The sequence below is a fragment of the Iamia sp. genome (genome assembly GCF_035575815.1).
In the GTDB taxonomy this organism is placed as follows: Bacteria; Actinomycetota; Acidimicrobiia; order Acidimicrobiales; family Iamiaceae; genus Iamia.
In genome coordinates this window covers 1-18,898 of the sequence record NZ_DATLXO010000131.1, presented here as the reverse complement: position 1 = coordinate 18,898, position 18,898 = coordinate 1, and the positions used below count along the sequence as shown (strand labels likewise).

18 protein-coding genes and 1 tRNA gene are annotated in these 18,898 nt (G+C 72.2%); 16 read left to right on the top strand and 3 right to left on the bottom strand.

Annotation, left to right across the window (positions count from 1 at the left end):
- Positions 1–445: 445 nt before the first annotated feature.
- Positions 446–520, bottom strand: a tRNA-Arg gene (locus VNL12_RS14090).
- Between the two features lie 82 nt (positions 521–602).
- Here VNL12_RS14090 and VNL12_RS14085 point away from each other — a divergent pair.
- The 4 genes from VNL12_RS14085 (at position 603) to VNL12_RS14070 (ending at position 3,618) form a co-directional block, all read left to right on the top strand.
- Complete coding sequence (locus tag VNL12_RS14085) at positions 603–995, top strand: response regulator transcription factor (protein WP_325595576.1); 393 nt, start codon at positions 603–605, stop codon at positions 993–995.
- Positions 976–2,352, top strand: a complete 1,377-nt coding sequence (gene lysA, locus VNL12_RS14080) for a diaminopimelate decarboxylase (protein WP_325595575.1) — start codon at positions 976–978, stop codon at positions 2,350–2,352. Before VNL12_RS14085 ends, lysA begins: the two co-directional genes overlap by 20 nt.
- Positions 2,353–2,360: 8 nt before the next feature.
- Positions 2,361–2,747 (top strand): VOC family protein, encoded by a 387-nt coding sequence (locus VNL12_RS14075; protein ID WP_325595574.1) that lies wholly within the window; start codon positions 2,361–2,363, stop codon positions 2,745–2,747.
- A gap of 187 nt (positions 2,748–2,934) precedes the next feature.
- Positions 2,935–3,618 carry a hypothetical protein gene (locus tag VNL12_RS14070; RefSeq protein WP_325595573.1) on the top strand — a complete coding sequence of 228 codons (684 nt, stop codon included), beginning with the start codon at positions 2,935–2,937 and terminating at the stop codon, positions 3,616–3,618.
- A 312-nt stretch (positions 3,619–3,930) separates the two neighbouring features.
- On the opposite strand, the gene VNL12_RS14065 is transcribed toward VNL12_RS14070, so the two are convergent.
- Positions 3,931–4,845: an isoprenylcysteine carboxylmethyltransferase family protein gene (locus VNL12_RS14065; RefSeq protein WP_325595572.1), complete on the bottom strand. Its 915-nt coding sequence runs from the start codon at positions 4,843–4,845 to the stop codon at positions 3,931–3,933.
- A 103-nt stretch (positions 4,846–4,948) separates the two neighbouring features.
- Positions 4,949–5,479 (bottom strand): DUF4262 domain-containing protein, encoded by a 531-nt coding sequence (locus VNL12_RS14060; RefSeq protein ID WP_325595571.1) that lies wholly within the window; start codon positions 5,477–5,479, stop codon positions 4,949–4,951.
- A 231-nt stretch (positions 5,480–5,710) separates the two neighbouring features.
- Between VNL12_RS14060 and VNL12_RS14055 the strand changes: the two genes are divergently transcribed.
- From VNL12_RS14055 to lysS, 12 genes are all read left to right on the top strand, one after another.
- Complete coding sequence (locus VNL12_RS14055) at positions 5,711–7,051, top strand: homoserine dehydrogenase (RefSeq protein WP_325595570.1); 1,341 nt, start codon at positions 5,711–5,713, stop codon at positions 7,049–7,051.
- A 6-nt stretch (positions 7,052–7,057) separates the two neighbouring features.
- On the top strand, positions 7,058–8,437 hold the full coding sequence (gene thrC, locus VNL12_RS14050; RefSeq protein ID WP_325595569.1) for a threonine synthase: 1,380 nt from the start codon (positions 7,058–7,060) through the stop codon (positions 8,435–8,437).
- A gap of 200 nt (positions 8,438–8,637) precedes the next feature.
- The gene (locus VNL12_RS14045; protein ID WP_325595568.1) at positions 8,638–9,567 is read left to right on the top strand and encodes an LLM class F420-dependent oxidoreductase; all 930 of its coding nucleotides are present in this window, start codon (positions 8,638–8,640) and stop codon (positions 9,565–9,567) included.
- A gap of 52 nt (positions 9,568–9,619) precedes the next feature.
- On the top strand, positions 9,620–10,510 hold the full coding sequence (locus VNL12_RS14040; protein WP_325595567.1) for a hypothetical protein: 891 nt from the start codon (positions 9,620–9,622) through the stop codon (positions 10,508–10,510).
- 1,010 nt (positions 10,511–11,520) lie between these two features.
- Positions 11,521–11,787, top strand: a complete 267-nt coding sequence (locus VNL12_RS14035; RefSeq protein ID WP_325595566.1) for a hypothetical protein — start codon at positions 11,521–11,523, stop codon at positions 11,785–11,787.
- Between the two features lie 82 nt (positions 11,788–11,869).
- The gene (gene nadC, locus VNL12_RS14030; protein WP_325595565.1) at positions 11,870–12,745 is read left to right on the top strand and encodes a carboxylating nicotinate-nucleotide diphosphorylase; all 876 of its coding nucleotides are present in this window, start codon (positions 11,870–11,872) and stop codon (positions 12,743–12,745) included.
- Positions 12,746–12,863: 118 nt separating this feature from the next.
- The gene (locus VNL12_RS14025; RefSeq protein ID WP_325595564.1) at positions 12,864–13,604 is read left to right on the top strand and encodes an amino acid ABC transporter ATP-binding protein; all 741 of its coding nucleotides are present in this window, start codon (positions 12,864–12,866) and stop codon (positions 13,602–13,604) included.
- 25 nt (positions 13,605–13,629) lie between these two features.
- The gene (locus VNL12_RS14020; RefSeq protein WP_325595563.1) at positions 13,630–14,544 is read left to right on the top strand and encodes a glutamate ABC transporter substrate-binding protein; all 915 of its coding nucleotides are present in this window, start codon (positions 13,630–13,632) and stop codon (positions 14,542–14,544) included.
- A 53-nt stretch (positions 14,545–14,597) separates the two neighbouring features.
- Positions 14,598–15,245, top strand: coding sequence for an amino acid ABC transporter permease (locus VNL12_RS14015; protein ID WP_325595562.1), 648 nt, complete (start codon positions 14,598–14,600; stop codon positions 15,243–15,245).
- Positions 15,245–16,111: an amino acid ABC transporter permease gene (locus VNL12_RS14010; protein ID WP_325595561.1), complete on the top strand. Its 867-nt coding sequence runs from the start codon at positions 15,245–15,247 to the stop codon at positions 16,109–16,111. The genes VNL12_RS14015 and VNL12_RS14010 overlap by 1 nt, the downstream gene beginning before the upstream one ends.
- A gap of 132 nt (positions 16,112–16,243) precedes the next feature.
- The gene (locus tag VNL12_RS14005; protein ID WP_325595560.1) at positions 16,244–17,056 is read left to right on the top strand and encodes a type III pantothenate kinase; all 813 of its coding nucleotides are present in this window, start codon (positions 16,244–16,246) and stop codon (positions 17,054–17,056) included.
- A 135-nt stretch (positions 17,057–17,191) separates the two neighbouring features.
- Positions 17,192–18,868, top strand: a complete 1,677-nt coding sequence (gene lysS / locus VNL12_RS14000; protein ID WP_325595559.1) for a lysine--tRNA ligase — start codon at positions 17,192–17,194, stop codon at positions 18,866–18,868.
- Positions 18,869–18,898 lie beyond the last annotated feature (30 nt).

Genomic DNA, 18,898 nt, shown 5'->3' with positions numbered 1-18,898 from the left:
GACGCGCCGGGCGCTGGTCGATGGCCTCGGCCTCGATCCCTCCAGGGCCGACCGGTTGCTCGATGCCCTGGGTCGGGCCTTCCCGGAGGCGGCCGTCGAGGGGTTCGGGGCGCTGATCGACCAGACGCAGCTCCCCGACCCAGATGACCGTCACGTCCTCGCGGCGGCCGTGCACGGGGAGTGTGACCTGCTGGTCACCGACAACGTGAGCGACTTCCCCTCGTCCACGATGGAGCATGGCCACCGTGGGGTGGTGCGAGCGCCCCCAGTCAGAGTTTCGCTCTCGCTGGACGGCGACATCTGGCCCCCTGTCTTGGCGACTCCTCCCAACCTCCTCCCAATCAGGGTCGGGTCTGGTCGGTTCTGGCGGTCTATCGCGGTCACCGCAGGGCGAACGAAGAAGGCCCTGACCTGCGGTGTTCCCGCTGGCCAGGGCCACTTTCGCTGGCGCCCCCGGGGCGACTCGAACGCCCGCACACGGCTCCGGAGGCCGATGCTCTATCCGCTGAGCTACGGGGGCAGGGATCGAAGCGTAGCAACGAGCCCGGTCCGGACCCCAAGGACATCGGAGCGGGCACGAGGTGCTCCTAGGATGCGCCGCCGTGACCACGACCGTCCTCGTCGTCGAAGACGACCCGGTGATCATCGATCTGCTGGCCCTGACCCTCGAGTTCGAGGACTGGGCCGTCCTGCGCGCCGTCGATGCCCCCACCGCGCTGGCCCTGGCCCGCCAGCACCGTCCCGACGTGGTGTTGAGCGACGTGATGATGCCGGGTCGCAGCGGTATCGACCTGGCCGCCGACATCGTCGGCGACCCCGACATCGCCCACATTCCCATCGTGTTGCTTTCGGCCCGGGCCCTCCCGGCGGAGGTGGCCGAGGGTTTGGCGGCGGGTGCCGCCGATTACGTGACCAAGCCCTTCGACCCCGACGACCTCGTCGAGCGGGTCCGGGCCGTGCTCGACGGCCCCGGCCGTGACGGGACCCGGTCGTGACCTCGACCTGCACCACCCCGTCGGCCACCGCCGTCGCCCTCGCCTCTGCAACGGCCAGCGCCCGCGCCGCCGGCGTCCGGCGCCGGTGAGCGCGCTGCCGTGGGGGCTGCTGCCGGACTCGGCGGACGTGGGGTCCGACGGCGGGCTCCGCATCGGGGGCTGCTCGCTGGCCGACCTGGCCGCCCGCCACGGGACCCCCCTCTTTGTCTACGACGAGGACCACCTCCGCGCCCGGTGCCGGGAGGCGGTGGCCGCCTTCGGCGACGGCGTCGCCTATGCCACCAAGGCCTTCCTCTGTCGGGCCATGGCCCGCCTCGCCCACGAGGAGGGCATGCACCTCGACGTGGCCACCATGGGCGAGATGCACGTGGCCCTCGCCGCCGGCGTGCCCGCCTCCCACCTGGTGCTCCACGGCAACAACAAGTCCGAGCTCGAGCTGTCGGCCGCCCGCCAGGTGGGCGTGGGCCGCATCGTGGTCGACTCCGCCGATGAGATCGACCGCCTCGAGCTGCTCCACGAGGTCGACCAGTTCGCTCCCCGGGTGCTGCTGCGGGTCACGCCCGGCGTCGAGGCCCACACCCACGAGTTCGTGCGCACCGGGCAGGACGACTCCAAGTTCGGCTTCACCCTCTCGTCGGGAGCGGCGGCCGCTGCGCTCGACCGGTGCCGGGCATCGCCTGCGGTCGAGCTGGTGGGCATCCACTTCCACATCGGCAGCCAGGTCTTCGTGGCCGACTTCTTCCGCCAGGCGGTGGCGGTGGTGGCGCCGTGGTTCAACGACCTGAACCTGCCCGAGCTGTCGGTCGGGGGCGGGGTGGGCGTGGCCTACGTCGAGGGCGAGTCGGCCCCGTCGATCGCCGAGTGGGGCGCCGCGGTGCGCCGGGCGTGCGCTGACGCGGGCATCACGGCGCGGGTCACCGCCGAGCCGGGCCGGGCCATCGCCGCCGGCGCCGCCGTCACCGTCTACACGGTGGGCACCGTCAAGGAGCTGCCCGGAATCCGCACCTACGTGTCGGTCGACGGCGGCATGAGCGACAACCCTCGCCCGGTCCTCTACGGCTCGGGCTACGAGACCGTCCTGGCCCGGGCCCCGAAGGCCGACCGGCCCCGCGCCGTGACCGTCGTGGGCAAGCACTGCGAGTCTGGCGACCTGCTCGTGCGCGACGCCCGGGTGCCGGCCGACCTGACCGTGGGCGACCTGCTGGTCACCCCTGTCACCGGCGCCTACGGCCACTCCATGGGATCGAACTACAACAAGGTCCTGCGCCCCCCGGTGCTCTTCGCCTCGGGCGGCCGGGCCCGCGTGGTGGTGCGCCGGGAGACCCCCGACGACCTCCTCGCCGCCGACGTCGGTTGACGAGCGCCGTGGCCCGCCTCGCCGACGTGGTGTTCGACTGCCGGCACCCCGCCTCCCTCGCCCGGTTCTGGGCCGCCGCGCTCGACGGGTACTCCGTCGCGCCCTACGACGAGGCTGAGCTGGCGCGCCTGGGTGCGCTGGACATCGACGATCCCGAGGACGACCCCACCGTCCTCGTCGAGTCACCGGGGGCCACGCCCCGGTTCTGGTTCCAGCGGGTGCCCGAGGAGAAGGTCGTGAAGAACCGGGTCCACCTCGACCTGCGCTGCGACGATCCCGACGGCGAGGCGCAGCGCCTCATGGCCCTGGGGGCGCAACTGGCACCGGAGCAGCCCAACCCGGACCTGATCGTGCTGCACGACCTCGAGGGCAACGAGCTCTGCCTCCTGCGCTGAGCGTCTCCGCAATCGGGTGCAACCGTTCTGTGGGCCAGATTCGCGTCCCAGGCGGAAGCCTGCGCCCAGAACCCGATCCACTTCGCGAGGATGGCCCGGGCACGACGACAGGGGCAGCCGGTGGAGAAGGTGATCTGGGCGCTGTGGGGCCCGGGCCGCCACGGATCGCGCCAGGCTGCGCAACGCAATGGTCGATCACCTGGCGCCGACGCTGCTCGACGAGGCGACGGTGCTCGGGCTGACCATGGCGATCGACGATCCCGAGGTCGACGTCGACCCGCCGATGCCCTGGCCCCACGGCGAGGATCCGTTGCTGGCCACGGTCTCGGTCTGGCTGGCGGCCTATGGCCACCGGGGTGCGGCGGAGGGCCGGATCCTCGCCGCCGCCGCGGACGATGACCTGACCGTCCACGGTTACCTCGTCAGCGAGTCGCTCTACACCGACTACGGCGAGTCGCCGTGGAGCGGACCCCGCGACTGGCCCGATGGCCAGCGGTCGCCCGGCGTCCTCACCGTCGGGCTGCTGCAACGGCCGCCGGAGCACGAACGCACCGCCTGGGTCCGCCACTGGCACGACGTGCAGTCCCCCGAATCGGCCGAGCTGCAGCCCCGCACCCGCTACGTCCGCAACCTGGTGGTGCTGGCCCTCGATTCCGGCGCCCCGCCGATCGAGGGCATCGTCGATGAGGCCTGGCCCTCGAAGGACCACGTGCGCGTCCCCGACCTCTTCTACCGGGGCGACGGCGACCCGGCCCGGGTCCAGGCCCACGTCGAGCGGATGCTGGCCAACGTCACCGCCTTCCTCGACCTCACCACCTTCCGGACCGCGACCATGGGCGAGTACCTCTTCCGCACCCCGGCTGCTCGCTGACCCGGGACGCCGGAGCCGGATCCGCTCAGCAGGCAGGGACGGCCCCGGGCCCCGGCGGCCCGGGCCTCGAGCCTCGCGGGGTGTCGATGATGAAGTGGCCCAGACGGCCAGGCCGTGAAGGCCGGTCAACCGGTGCATTTGCGCCCGACGAAGGCCACGCCAAGGCCACGCCGGTGGCGACCGCGGGGCTGGGACCAGTTCCGGCGACCGGCGCCGCATTCCCGCGCCCGACGAAGGTCACGCCGGTGGCGATCACCGTGCCTCGGGTGTGACCGTCGGTGGCGGCTCGGGCCGGTCCATCGAGCCGATCGGTCACGTCGAGGGCGGGCGCGGAACCCAGCAGCGGACCTCGGCGCAGTAGCGCTCGAAGCTCGGCCCGAACCGCTCGGCTAGGTCGTGCTCCTCTTGGGGGCGGATCAGGGCGTCCCACACGATCGCCCCGGCGAAGGCGATGACGATCACCGTCCACGCGCCGAGGACGAGGCCGACCCCGGTGGTCTGGGCCAGGCCGGCCACGGCCATCGGGTTCCGGACGAAGCGATACGGCCCCACCACGACCAGCTTCTGGGCGGTGGCCGACGGCAGCGGGGTCCCTTCGCCGCGCAACGCCATCGAGAGGCACGACCAGATGCCCACGCCGCTGAACACCACCAACAGGCCGATCCCCGCAACCCTCACCACCGGGCCGTCGAGCGCCGACCACCGGAGCCCGATCCGCCTCTCGACGGCGGCGAGCACCAGGGGAACGGCGACGAAGAACGTCACCCAGAAGACCACCAGCTGCTGGAGGCTGTGGCGCAGGTGGCTCCCCGGGGCGCGCTCGGGGGCAGGCCGGAAGGCAAAGGGCCCGACGGTGATCCAGTGGGTCGGCAACCGCCCCAGCGCGAGGGTGAGCGCCGCCGCTGCGGTCCCCACGACGGCCGCGGTCATGGCCAACGCGCCCCACCCCGCGCCCCCGGTGGCAAGGGCGTAGGCCCAGAGGCCGACGGTCACCGCCGTGGTCCACGCCAACGTCACCCACCCCCAGGTCGCCGACCCTCGAGCCGCAAGAGCGGACCCGCCGACGAACAGCACCAGATCCGGGCCCACCAGCCACGCCGGCGAAAGGTCACCGAGGGTCGCGTCGCGCACCCTGTCCGACGTGAACACCGCGATCCACCACCCGGCTCCCGCCGCCGCTTGGCCCGCCAGGTAGCGGCGGGCGTTCTCGACCCCGGGACCCGCCATCGCCGGGAACCTATCTGAGGAGCCGTCGCGGCGACGTGGGTGTGCCGACCCCGCACTGGCGTCGGCTGGGCGGGGCGCACCGCCTGACCACCGGCTGACTCCGTCAGCGCCGGCGTCGCCGGGCGCCGGCCCGACGCGCCGCCCGGTTCGGCGCCGCGCCGCTGAGGGCAGGCCCGGGCCCGTCCAACCGCACGTCCGGCAAGCGGTCGCCGTCCGGCATCGGCCCGGGGACGAGCACCTGGTACGCCTCGAGCTCGAGCGGTTCGCCGTCGGGTCCGTGATGACCAGCGACGTCCCACATGGCCATGAGACCGCCTCGGAGGTGGGCGGGGTGGATGTCGATGAGCTCAGCCTCGCAGCCCCCGAGGTCGAGCTCGTCGCCGGGCTCGATGATCGCCCCGTCGCGGATGGACCGGCCGAGCGCGTTGAGCAGGGATGCCCCGCGGGCCACGTCGTCATCGACGACCAGCAGCTCGGGGTGGTCGTAGCTCGTGAGCAGGCCGATCGAGTAGACCCAGCCGGGCCCGCCCGCGTCGGGCTCCACGCCCTGGAGGGCCCACCCCATGCTCTCGATGTGGCCGCGGGTTCGGGCCGCCAGGTGGTCGTCGGTCGTTCCGTCGCAGATGTCGCACATGCCCCCATCATGGCGAGGGGGTGTGACAGTGGGGGCGAACAGACATTCCTACCCGGCGGGGAACCGCCCGTCGACCTCGCGCCCCGCCCACCGCGAGACGGACCCCGTCGAGAGCGGCGGCATCGGTGACGAACGCCCTCGTCGCCCTGTCGAGGGGCAGGCCCCCACGCGCCTGGATCCGGCCGGACGATCCCGTCAGGGGTGGCCTCCGCGGGTGACTACCCTCCTCCCGTGGCCGAGCCGGGACAGAGGAACGACGGGGTGGGTGCCGGACCGGGTCGCACCGTGCGCGTCGGCCTGCTCGGTTGCGGCAACGTCGGCGCCGCGCTCGTCACCCTCGTCGGGGCCCGGCGCGACGCCGTCGCCCGACGCACGGGCGTGACCCTCGAGGTCACTCGCATCGCGGTGCGCAGCCTCACCCGCGACCGTGGCGTGGAGGTGGCCGACGGCGTGCTGACCCGTGAGGCCGCCGCCGTCGTCATCGACCCCGACGTCGACGTGGTGATCGAGGTCATCGGCGGCATCGAGCCCGCCCGGGAGCTGACCCTCGCCGCCCTCGCCGCCGGCAAGCCGGTGGTGACCGCCAACAAGGAGCTGCTCGCCAACCACGGCAGCGAGCTGGCCGCCGCCGCCGAGGCCTCCGGCGTCGACCTGCTCTTCGAGGCGGCCGTCGCCGGCGGCATCCCCATCGTGCGGCCGTTGCGCGAGTCGCTCGCCGGCGAGGACATCTCGCGGGTGATGGGCATCGTCAACGGCACCACCAACTACATCCTCACCAAGATGACCGAGGAGGGCACCGGCTACGCGGAAGCCCTGTCCGAGGCCCAGAGCCTGGGCTACGCCGAGCGGGACCCCACCGCGGATGTCGAGGGCTACGACGCCGGGGCCAAGGCCGCCATCATCGCCTCGCTCGCCTTCGGTACCCGAGTCGTCGCCGGCGACGTGTACCACGAGGGCATCTCGGAGATCACCGAGGCCGACATCGCCTCGGCCACCCGGCTGGGCCACGTCATCAAGCTGCTCGCGGTGTGCGAGCGCGTCGACGGCGACGACGGCCCCGAGGTCGCCGTGCGCGTCCACCCGGCCATGGTCCCGGTCCAGCACCCGCTCGCCGGGGTGCGCGACAGCTTCAACGCCGTCTTCGTGCAGGGCGCCGCGGTCGGTGACCTCATGTTCTACGGCCGCGGCGCCGGCGGCGATCCCACCGCGTCGGCCGTGCTGGGTGACCTGGTCGACGCCGCGGTGAACCTCCGCAAGGAGACCCACGCCACCATCGGCATCGCCGGGCGGGCCCGCATCCGCTCGATCGACGAGCAGCGCAGCCCGTTCTACGTGAGCATCGACGTCGAGGACCGCCCCGGCGTGCTGCGCGCCATCGCCGAGGTGTTCGAGCGCCATGACGTGTCGATCCGCTCGCTCGAGCAGGAGGGCATCGGCGACGACGCCCGCATCCTGCTCATCACCCACGTGGCGCGCGAGGCCGACCTGCAGGCGACCGTCGTCGACCTGCGCCGGCTGGGCACCGTGCACCGCGTCGGCAGCGTGGTGCGCGTCATCGGCGACGAGGGCTGAGCTCGCGTGCGCTACTTGAGCACCCGCGGTTCGTGCCCCCCGGTCAGCTTCGACGGGGCGCTCCTCGGCGGGGTCGCGCCCGACGGCGGCCTCTACGTGCCCGAGACGTGGCCGTCGATCGACGTGCACCCGTCGGTCGAGCGCTACACCGACGTCGCCGTCGAGGTCCTCGCGCCCTACGTGGCCCCGGTCCTCGGCCGCGACGAGCTGCGCTCCCTGGTGGAGGAGTCCTACGGCACCTTCCGCCACAGCGAGGTGTGCCCGGTGCGGCCCCTCGAGGACGGGCTCTGGCTGCTCGAGCTGTTCTGGGGCCCGACCCTGGCGTTCAAGGACGTCGCCCTCCAGCTGGTGGGGCGCCTGTTCGACCGCGAGCTGGCCCGACGCGATGAGCGGGCGACGATCCTGGTCGCCACCTCGGGCGACACCGGCCCCGCCGCCATCGAGGCCTGTCGCGGCCGTGACCGGGTCGACATCGTGGTGCTCCACCCCGCCGGTCGGGTCAGCGAGGTGCAGCGCCGGCAGATGACCACCGTCGAGGAGCCCAACGTTCACAACGTGGCCGTCGACGGCGACTTCGACACCTGCCAGGACCTGGTCAAGGCGGCCTTCGCCGATGGCGAGCTGCGCCGCGACCTGCGCCTCTCGGCCATGAACTCGATCAACTGGGCCCGGGTGATGACCCAGGTCGTCTACTACGTCACCTCCGCCGCCACGGTGGCCCCCGACGGCCCCGTGTCCTTCTCGGTGCCGACCGGCAACTTCGGCAACGTGCTCGCCGGCTGGGTCGCCGGCCAGGGCGGCCTCGACATCGACCGCCTCGTCATCGGATCGAACCGCAACGACATCCTCACCCGCTGGATCGACTCCGGCGTGATGGAGATGGAGGGCGTTGAGCCCACCCTCAGCCCGAGCATGGACATCGGTGTCTCGAGCAACGCCGAGCGCTACCTGTGGGAGCTCTACGGGCGCAACGGCCCGGTGGTGGCCGAGGCCATGGGTGACCTGAGGGCCCAGGGTCGGCTCGACATCGGGGCGGCCCGCCTCGAACGGGTGCGGCGGACGTTCTCCGCGGTCCGAGTCGACGACGGCGCGACCCTGGCCGAGATCAAGCGGGTGCACGACGAGACCGGCGAGCTCATCGACCCGCACACGGCCATCGGCGTGGCTGCGGCCCGGGCCATCCCGTCGGATCCCGACATCCCCCGGATCGTGCTGGGCACCGCGCACCCGGCCAAGTTCCCCGACGCGGTCGAGGCCGCCACCGGCATCCGCCCGCAGCTCCCCGAGCACCTCGCCGACCTCCTCGACCGCCCCGAGCGCGCCGACACCCTGGCCAACGACCCCGCCGCACTGGCCGACTACCTCCGCGCCACCATCGATTCGTAGGCGGCGGCCGAACTGGTCGCGGTTCCCGTCCCTCCGACGACGGCGATCGCGACCAGTTCGCCGGGTGGAGGGTTCTGGTCGCGGTTCCCGTCGCTCCGACGACGGATTTCGCGACCGGTTCGCCGGGTGGACGGACGGTGATCGCGACCAGTTCGACGGGCGAGGTCGGAGAGGGGACGGCACCGGTACGGTCGGGCGCCATGGATCTGCGCATCTTCACCGAGCCCCAGCAGGGCGCCACCTACGACGACCTCCTGGCCGTCGCCCGCACCGCCGAGGAGCTCGGGTTCGACGCCTTCTTCCGCTCCGACCACTACCTCAAGATGGGCGATGGCGACGGGCAGCCGGGGCCCACCGACGCCTGGATCACGCTCGCCGGCCTCGCCCGCGAGACCTCGACGATCCGCCTCGGCACCCTGGTCACGGCGGCCACGTTCCGCCTCCCCGGGCCGCTCGCCATCTCCGTCGCCACCGTCGACGCCATGAGCGGGGGCCGGGTCGAGCTGGGTCTCGGCTCGGGGTGGTACGACGGTGAGCACGCCGCCTACGGCATCCCGTTCCCGCCGCTCGGGGAGCGCTTCGACCGGCTGGAGGAGCAGCTCGAGGTCGTCACCGGCCTGTGGGGCACCCCGCCGGGGGAGACCTTCCGCTTCGACGGCGCCCACCACCAGCTCTCGGACTCGCCGGCCCTGCCCAAGCCGGCCCAGGCCCGCGTGCCGATCATCGTCGGCGGCGGAGGCCCGAAGCGCACCCCCCGCCTGGCGGCGCGCTTCGCGGATGAGTTCAACCTGCCGTTCGGCTCGCAGGCCGACACCGCCGCCGCCTTCGACCGGGTGCGCGCCGCCTGCGAGGCGGCCGACCGCGACCCCGACTCGCTCGTGTGCTCCGCCGCCCAGGTGCTGTGCTGCGGTGCCGACGAGGACGAGGTCCGCCGCCGGGCCGCAGCCATCGGGCGCGAGCCCGACGAGCTGCGGGCCAACGGCGCGGCCGGCACCCCCGAGGAGGTGGTGGCCACCCTGATGGCCTACCGCGACCTCGGCGCCACCCGGGCCTACGTGCAGGTGCTCGACCTCACCGACCTCGACCACCTCCGCCTCGTCGCCGAGCAGGTCATGCCGCACCTGGCGTGATCCTCGGCGATGGCGGTGCCGGCGGGCGGGACCCGGTCGGTATCGTCACGTCGTGCCCACCACCGCCTCGCCGAGCGCCCGGGCCGACGCTTCGCCTCCCGACGACGGTCCGACGGGCCCGTCGGGCTGGAACCGCGACCCGTGGTCGCGCCACGAGTCGCGGTTCTTCGACGGTCGGCTGTGGACCGAGCACGTGGCCGACGGCGGCATCGCCGGCATCGACTCGACGCCCGTCGCTGCCCTGCCCCGCTCGCGGCCGCGACCGGCCCGCGAGGCTCCGCCCGACACCGCGAGCGGTCCGCGGGTGCTCGATGACCCGACCGCGGGGTTCGAGCCCGGCGCATCGGGGATCGACCACGCCCTGCTGCTCGTCGACCTCGTGCCCGACGACGACGGCGTGCGGCGCCTGGTCACCCCCGACGACGTCATCGCGGGTCGCATCACCCTCGGCCGGCCGTCGCTGCTCGCCCGCATCGGGCGGGGGATCGTGGCTGCGCCTAGCGCGACGGTGACCCGCTTGGTGGTGCGCGACCAGCTCGGCGCCGACCGTGTCCGGCTGACCCGGCCCGGGCGGCGCACCGCCCCCGTCGTCGACGTCGTCGGCGTCCAGGGTGCGCTGGGTTCGGTCGTTGCCGAGACGGTGCGCCAGGGCCTCCGGGCCCGGGTCCAGGACACCGACGGTCACGAGGTCGGGCGCCTGGAGCAGCCCGCCGGGGACGCCTCGTCGCTCCGGGTGCTCGCCGCCGACGGGTCGACGCTCGCTCGGCTGACCCCGGTGTGGGACGTCCCGGGCACCCGCCTGCACCTCCCGCCCGGTGTGGTGCTGCTCGATCGCCGCCGGCCCGACGACAGTCGCCCCGACGCAGGCACGGCAGATCTGCTGCTCGCCGCCGCCCTCGCCCCGACGTTGCTGGTGGCCCCTGCGTCCCCGGGCGAGCGGTGAGCACGAGGTCCCACCGGTGACCGGGGATCCGGCGACGCCCCCGGTCGAGACCCCGTCCTCGACCGACCGCCCCGGCCGTACCCGCGAGCACGGCCGTACCACCGGTCCCGGCCGTGGAGCCGAGGGCCCCCGGATGACGTCGGGCGCGGCCCTCGTCCTCACGGCGGCGGTGCTGGCCGTCGGGGGACTGGTCGCGAGGTGGCGTTGATCCGTAGATGCTGGGGTAGATGTGGATGGAGATCCCGGGCCGCCGCCATAGTCCTGGCGGTGTCCATCAGCCTTGCCGTGGGGGGATGTGGTGGCGGCGCCCACGATGAGCTGGAGACCTCCGGCACCTCGCCGACCACAGCCGACCCCGGACCATCGCAGTCGAGCCGCAACCCAGTGCCGCCCGAGCCGAACTCGACCGCAGTTCCTACCGAGAGCACGACCACGCTCATCGAACCGTCGCCTCCGCCTACGACAGCTGCTCGCGTCGAACCCGACTCGCGTCCTGACGGTGGGGAGGATCCCTACTACGGGAACCCCAATGTGCGTGACGGTGGACTCGGCTCACTGTGCTGGTCTTCATGGGAGGTCGGCCGTCACTTCATCCTCTATGCCGTCCGCGGCGCAGATCTCTCCCGCTGGGCCAGTGACTTCCGGGCGAGCCTTGAGCTGGCTGCGGAGGAGATGTCCACGGTCCTTGCTCCCCCGGACGTCGCCCGATTCGTAGACTGGCTGCGCTCCGCGATTGCCGAGGCGACCCGCGTTGTCGATGATCGACGCGATGCACCCCCGGAAGCAACCTTCGAGCAAGCGGGCGAGGCCTTGGCCTTCGAGTACGCACCTGAGGTTAGGACCTATGTCCAGCTCGCTGATGCCGATGCGAGCTGCGCCCGTCCGTGAGCCGAGGGGGTTAGATGCCCAACCTCTTCAGGGGCGCTCCACTCCGGGCGGCCTTGGTTGTCACCACCTTCGCCGTCTTCTTGTCGTGTTTGTTGGCCGCCTCCGGCGAGAACATCCAACGGATGACATGGGACGCCATCCCGCTCGCAGCCTGGTGGACCCTGGGCGCGAGCAGCGTCCTCGCCGTCTGTCGCCCGATAGGACTTGCCGTCGTCCTGTGGGCCGCAGCACTGGGAGTATCGCTGAAGGTTCTCTTCGACATCTACGCCAGCACCAGCTCCACAGCGGGCATTGGCCTGCTGCCCGTGCCTCCGCTGGCCGGAGCCACGGGCATCCTCGTCGCTGCCCTCGCCAACTGGATGGCCAGTTCTCCCGACTCGTCATGCTGAACTCGGCTCGGCGCCGGCGGCCCGGCGAACGCTCCGCGCACTGGAGCCCGGGCGTGGCCGCTTCACGCACTAGAGAAGGGCCATGGGATCCTTCGAACCGCCCGTCACCGCCGTCCGGGAGGTCGTGGCCCGGGCGCTGGCCGAGGACCTCACCCCACTGGGCGACATCAGCTCGGCCCTCCTCCCGGGCGGGGCGGTGGCCGAGGCCGAGATCAGGACCCGGGGGCCGGGCGTGATCGCCGGGTGCGCCTGTGTCACCGAGGCGCTGCGGCAGGTGGACGAGCGCCTGGAGGTGTCCTGGCTCGTCCGCGACGGCGACACGGTCGCCGGCAGCGGCGTGCTCGGCCGGGTGGTGGGCCCGCTCGCCCCGATGCTCACCGCCGAGCGCACGGCGCTCAACCTGCTCGGTCACCTCTCGGGTGTTGCGACCTTGACCCGCCGCTTCGTCGAGGCGGCCGGGCCCGACCTGCGGGTCTGGGACACCCGGAAGACCACGCCGGGGCTGCGGGCGCTCGAGAAGGCCGCCGTGCGTGCCGGCGGCGGCGCGAGCCACCGGGGCAACCTCTCGGAGTGGGTGATGCTGAAGGACAACCACCTCGAGCTGGTGGGCATCGCCGATGCGGTGGAGCGCGCCCGCCGGTGGTTCCCGGCCCGCACCGTGCACGTCGAGTGCGACACCCACGCCAAGGTGATCGAGGCCCTCGACGCAGAGGTCGATGCCCTGCTGCTCGACAACATGACGCCGGAGGAGGCCCGTCGCTGCGTGGCCACGATCGACGACCACTCGGCCGCGGTCGGCCGGCGTCGCCCCCTCATCGAGCTGTCGGGCGGCATCACCCTCGAGACGATCGGCACCTACGCGGCGGTCGGTGCCGACCTGGTGTCATCGGGGTCTCTCACCAACTCGGCACCCGTGCTCGACATCGGCCTCGACGTCGTCGTCGCCCGCCGAGCCTGACCGGGCGGACACCCGCGATCGCCTGCGGGAACCAGACCTGAACTCCTGGTGAACGTCCCCGAGCATCCGCGCACCGGCCGTGGTAGGAACGAGGGGTACCGGGCGGCGAAAGGTACCCATGGACGAACAGCTGGTGGAGATGGTCGAGGTGCAGAAGCACTTCGGGCCGCTGCACGTCCTCAAGGACATCGACCTCACGGTCGGTCGGGCCGAGGTCGTCGTGGTCATCGGGCCGTCGGGCTCGGGCAAGTCGACGCTGTGCCGCACCATCAACCGGCTCGAGCCGATCGACTCGGGCACCATCTTGATCGAGGGCGAGGCGATCCCCGAGGAGGGTTCGGCCCTCGCCCGCCTGCGGGCCGACATCGGCATGGTGTTCCAGAGCTTCAACCTGTTCTCGCACATGTCGGTGCTCCAGAACGTGACCCTCGGCCCGGCGAAGGTGCGAGGCCTGAAGCGCTCCGAGGCGAACGAGCGGGGCCACGAGCTGCTGGCCCGCGTCGGGCTGTCGGAGAAGGCTGACGCCATGCCCGCCGAGCTGTCGGGCGGCCAGCAGCAGCGCGTGGCCATCGCCCGGGCCCTGGCCATGGACCCCAAGCTCATCCTCTTCGACGAGCCCACCTCCGCGCTCGACCCCGAGATGATCAGCGAGGTGCTCGACGTCATGGTCGGGCTGGCGACCTCGGGCATGACGATGATCGTCGTCACCCACGAGATGGGCTTCGCCCGCAAGGCCGCCAACCGGGTGGTCTTCATGGACGAGGGCGAGATCGTCGAGACCCAGGAGCCGTCCGCCTTCTTCGACGCGCCCACCAGTGCTCGCGCCAAGGACTTCCTGTCCAAGATCCTGAGCCACTGAACACCACCAACGAAAGGTCCCTGTGATGACAACCCGAAGATTGCGACTGCTGCTCTGCCTGCTGCTCCCGCTGGCGTTCCTGCTGGCGGCGTGCGGCGACGACGACGAGGGCCTCGACTCCGGTGGCGGCGACGGCGGCGGTGAGACCACCGATCCGGAGGTCGCCGACACCGAGTTCGACGACGGCACCACCATGGCCGAGCTTTCCGAGGCCGGCGCCATCAAGATCGGCGTCAAGTACGACCAGCCCGGACTCGGCGCCGTGAGCCTCGACTCCGAGGAGCCCGAGGGCTTCGACATCGAGATCGGCAAGCTCGTGGCCGCCCAGCTCGGCATCGAGCCCGATGGCATCGAGTTCATCGAGACCGTGTCGGCCAACCGGGAGACCTTCATCGAGAACGGCACCGTCGACATCGTGGTCGCCACCTACACGATCAACGACGAGCGCAAGGAGGTCATCGACTTCGCCGGGCCGTACTACGTGGCCGGCCAGGACCTGCTCGTCGGCGCCGACGATGACTCGATCAACGGCCCCGACGACCTCGCCGGCAAGCGCGTCTGCGCCGCCAGCGGCTCGACGCCGATCGAACGGATCCGGGAGGACTACCCCGACGCCGAACCGGTCGAGTTCGACACCTACACCGAGTGCGTCGACCAGCTGCTCGCCGGCCAGATCGACGCCGTGAGCACCGACGACATCATCCTCGCCGGGTACGCGGCGGACCCGCAGTACGAGGGCGAGTTCCGCTTGGTGGGCGAGACCTTCAGCGACGAGCCCTACGGCATCGGCCTGGAGAAGGGCGACGACGAGTTCCGCAGCTTCCTGAACGACACCCTCGAGGAGTCCTACGAGGACGGCACCTGGGAGAGCTCCTTCGACGCCACCCTGGGCGCCAGCGGGGTCGAGGCCCCCGAGCCGCCGGAGGTCGACCGGTACTAGAGCGCAACGGGCGACGGCGGGCCATGGCCGCCCAGGCACAGCGGTAGGGCGGCGTGGACCACGTCTGGGAGAACCGCGAGCTGATCCTCGACGGCTTCCTCATGACCGTGCGGCTCTTCGCCGTCTCGGGCCTGCTCGCACTGATCTTCGGCACCCTGCTGGCGATCATGCGGGTGGGCCCGATCCCGCCGCTGCGGTGGGCGGGGTCCACGTACGTGACCCTCGTGCGCAACACGCCGCTGACCCTGGTGTTCGTGTTCTCCACCTTCGGCCTGCCGCGCATGGAGGTGCGGCTCGACTTCGTCACCTTCGCCATCGTCGCCCTGACGATCTACACCTCGGCGTTCGTCTGCGAGGCGGTGCGCTCGGGCATCAACTCGGTGGCCGCCGGGGAGGTCGAGGCGGCCCGGGCCCTCGGGCTCCCGTTCCGCCGGGTCCTGTCGCTGGTGGTGCTGCCCCAGTCGTTCCGGGCGGTGATCCCGCCGCTGACGGGCGTGCTGAACGCCCTGTTGAAGAACACCTCGGTGGCCGTGGCCTTCAACGTGGCCGAGGCCAACGCCATCTTCCGCCGGCTGCAGAACGCGGATGGGAGCGCCACGTTCCCGTTGCTGTTCACCACCGCGGTGGGCTACATCGTGTTGGCGGCGATCCTCTTCGCGGTGTCGCGACTCATCGAGCGGCGCGTGGCGGTGGCGCGCTGATGGCCGTCGCCCTCTACGACGAGCCCGGTCCCCGGGGTCGGATCCGGATCCTCGCCGGCAGCGTCGTCGGGGGCGCCGCGCTCGCCGCGCTCGTGGCCTTCGTGGTCATCCGGCTGAACGAGACCGGCCAGTTCCGCGCGGAGTACTGGGAGCCCTTCGGCGGCGCAGGCGTTCAACGCATCTTGTTCCGCGGCCTGATCGCCACGCTGCGAGCCGCGGGCCTGGCACTGGTGCTCGCCCTGGCGCTCGGTGTGCTGCTGGCGGTCGGGCGGCTCTCGGAGAAGCGGGTCATCCGGATGGTCAGCGGCACGGTGGTCGAGCTCTTCCGGGCCCTGCCGCTCGTCTTCCTCATCTTCTTCGCCTTCATCGGCCTGCCGCGACTCGGCATCGACACCGGCCCGTTCTCATCGGTGGTCATCGGGCTCACCCTCTACAACGGCTCGGTGCTGGCCGAGATCTTCCGGGCCGGCATCAACGCCGTGCCCCGCGGCCAGGGCGAGGCCGCCTACAGCATCGGGCTGCGGAAGGCTTCGGTCCTGCGCCTGATCCTCCTCCCCCAGGCGGTCCGCACGATGCTGCCCACCCTCGTGAGCCAGATGGTCGTGCTGCTGAAGGACTCCGCGCTGGGCTTCATCGTCGCCTACCCGGAGCTGCTGCGCAGCGGGCGACGGATCTACACCAACGTCGGCAACGTCATCCCCACCGCGATCGTGGTCGCCGCCGTCTACATCACCATCAACCTGGCGCTGACCACCCTGGCCGGGTACCTCGAGCGCCGTCAGGGCGGCGGGCGGTCGCATGGCGGAGCCGACCTGCCCCCCGAGGTCGGCATCGGCGCCCCGGGAGGTGGAGGCGCCCCCGCCTGAGGGCGCCGATCTCGTCCCGTCGTCGGTCGGGACCGGCGGAGATTTCGGTGCCCGGTGAGGCGGCGAGCATGCTGGGTGCCACATCCGCCCACCCAGTGACCGTGGGCCCCGCCGACGGTCAGGAGAACCTCGGTGCTGCTCGCCATCGACATCGGCAACACCCAGACCGTGATCGGCCTCTACGACGGTCCCGATGCCAGCCGACCGGCGGTCGCCACCGTGTCGCGCGCCGAGCAGGGCCTTCTCGACCACTGGCGCATCGCCACCAAGGCCGAGCGCACCGCGGATGAGCACGCCCTGATGGTGCAGGAGTTCCTCGGCTTCCACGGCTTCTCGTTCGACGACGACATCGACGGCATCGTGATCTCCTCGGTGGTGCCCCGCGCCACCGCCGCGTTCCGGGAGATGACCGAGCGCTACTTCGGCTTCCGCCCCGTGCTCATCGAGCCCGGCGTTCGCACCGGCCTGCCGGTCCTCACCGACAACCCCCGCGAGGTCGGTGCCGACCGCATCGCCAACGCGGTGGCCGCCATCGACCTCTTCGGCGGGCCGGCGGTCATCATCGACTTCGGCACGGCCACGACCTACGACGCGGTGTCGGCCAACGGCGAGCTGCTCGGCTGCGCCATCGCCCCCGGCATCGACATCAGCCTTGACGCCCTGTACCAACGGGCCGACGCCCTGCGCCGCATCGAGATGGTCGAGCCCCGGAGCGTCATCGGTCGGACCACCGTCGAAGCCCTCCAGGCGGGGGCCGTGTACGGCTTCGCGGGGCAGGTCGACGGCATCGTCGACCGCATGGTCGACGAGGTGGGCCAGGGCGCGACCATCATCGCCACGGGTGGGCTGGCGGCGTTGATCGGCCCGTACACGAAGTCGATCGAGCTCGTCGAGCCGTGGCTCACCCTCCACGGCCTCCGGCTCATCTTCACCAAGAACCAGTAGGCGGCGCCCCCGGCCGGGGACCAGACTGCCGAGACCCGCTGAGACCGGCCGATCCCCGTCCCCCGACGCTGCCGCTCCCGAGCCTCCCGCCCCTGCCGAGACCGCCGAGCCCCATCCCCGACCGCTGCCGAGACCGTGACCGAGATCCCCGAGACCCGACCGCCGTCCGGTGTGGCCCCGTCGCCGCCCGACACGCCCCCACCATCGCCCGGTGGGGCTCCGCTGCCTGCCGGGGCCGCACCGCCGCCCGAGCGACCGGCGCGGCTCACCCCGCCGTATGGCTTCGACGCGACCCACAGCCCAACCTCGATGAAGGCCGAGTTTGCAGGCCGGGGGCAGCCCGGCGACGAGCCCGACGGGCCCGAGTTCCGGGTCGCGGTGGCGGGCCGACTGGCGCTCCGGCGCGATTCCAAGAAGGTGCTGTTCGCCACCCTCGTGAACCTCACCGGCGCCGACCACCGTCGCATCGACGGCGAGGCCACCGGCAGTGACTCCCAGCGCGAGGGCCGGATCCAGCTCTTCGCCACCCGCGCCGCCACCCCGGACTTCGACGCGCTCATGGCGGTCCCGCTGGGCACGTGGCTGGGCATCACCGAGGGCGCCGTCATGTGGACGCGCACCGGTGAGCTGTCGGTCAAGGTCCTCGACTGGGTGGTGCTGGCCGAGCCCCGCCGGCTGTTCCCCGACAAGTGGCGCAGCCAGGACGACGTCGAGCATGGGGCCCGCCAGCGCTACGTCGACCTGTGGGTCAACGAGTCGGCCCAGCGCACGTTCCTGCTGCGCAGCCGGCTGCTCTCGCTCACCCGCCGGTGGCTGGAGGGCCGCGGCTACATCGAGGTCGAGACCCCGGTTCTCCAGGCCATCCCCGGCGGCGCCCTGGCCCGCCCCTTCACGACCCACCACAACGCCCTCGACCAGGACCTCTACCTCCGCATCGCCCCCGAGCTGTACCTGAAGCGGCTGGTCGTCGGGGGTATGGAGCGGGTCTTCGAGATCGCCAGGGTGTTCCGCAACGAGGGCACCTCGACACGCCACAACCCCGAGTTCACGATGTTGGAGCTCTACGAGGCCTACGCGGATTACCACGACCAGATGGCGCTCACCGAGGAGCTCGTGGCCCACCTGGCCACCGAGCTGCGCGGCACGACGAGCATCACCTACGGGGGCCGCGAGCTCGACCTGGCGCCGCCGTGGCGCCGCGCCCGGATGACCGACCTGATCGCCGAGCAGATCGGCGTGACCGTCTCGGTCGACCAGCCCGTCGCCGAGCTCCGGGCCGTCGCCGTCGAGCACGGCGTGGCCCTCCCCGACGACGCCGGACCCGGCAAGATCATCCTCGAGATCTACGAGAAGACCACCGAGGCGGCCCAGTGGGGGCCGGTCTTCGTCATCGACTACCCCCAGGAGGTCTCGCCCCTGGCGCGCCCGCACCGCGACAACCCGGGTGAGGTCGAGCGCTTCGAGGCCATCGTCGCCGGGCGGGAGCTCAACAACGCGTTCAGCGAGCTCACCGACCCCGTCGACCAGCGGGCTCGCTTCGAGGACCAGGCCCGCCAGCGCGAGGCGGGCGACGCCGAGGCCATGGCCGTCGACGAGGACTACCTCCGGGCCCTCGACTACGGGCTCCCCCCCACCGCCGGCAACGGCATCGGCATCGACCGGTTGGTGATGCTGCTCGCCGACGCGCCGTCGATCCGCGATGTCGTGCTGTTCCCGACCATGCGACCCGAACCTCCCGAGGCCTTCGAGCGCCCCGAGGCCTTCGACGTCGAGGATGAGATCGGGGCCGTCGCCCCCGACGGCGAGGCCTGAGCATGGGCACCCGGGTGCTGCTGACCGGCA

Excerpts from the sequence above, each read along its gene's own strand:
- VNL12_RS14060 (WP_325595571.1), bottom strand. The coding sequence starts at position 5,479 with ATGTGCGACATCTGCGACGGAACGACCGACGACCACCTGGCGGCCCGA.
- VNL12_RS14035 (WP_325595566.1), top strand. The coding sequence starts at position 11,521 with ATGACATGGGACGCCATCCCGCTCGCAGCCTGGTGGACCCTGGGCGCG.
- VNL12_RS14010 (WP_325595561.1), top strand. The coding sequence starts at position 15,245 with ATGGCCGTCGCCCTCTACGACGAGCCCGGTCCCCGGGGTCGGATCCGG.
- VNL12_RS14070 (WP_325595573.1), top strand. The coding sequence starts at position 2,935 with ATGGTCGATCACCTGGCGCCGACGCTGCTCGACGAGGCGACGGTGCTC.
- VNL12_RS14020 (WP_325595563.1), top strand. The coding sequence starts at position 13,630 with ATGACAACCCGAAGATTGCGACTGCTGCTCTGCCTGCTGCTCCCGCTG.
- VNL12_RS14045 (WP_325595568.1), top strand. The coding sequence starts at position 8,638 with ATGGATCTGCGCATCTTCACCGAGCCCCAGCAGGGCGCCACCTACGAC.
- VNL12_RS14025 (WP_325595564.1), top strand. The coding sequence starts at position 12,864 with ATGGACGAACAGCTGGTGGAGATGGTCGAGGTGCAGAAGCACTTCGGG.
- nadC (WP_325595565.1), top strand. The coding sequence starts at position 11,870 with ATGGGATCCTTCGAACCGCCCGTCACCGCCGTCCGGGAGGTCGTGGCC.
- VNL12_RS14065 (WP_325595572.1), bottom strand. The coding sequence starts at position 4,845 with ATGGCGGGTCCCGGGGTCGAGAACGCCCGCCGCTACCTGGCGGGCCAA.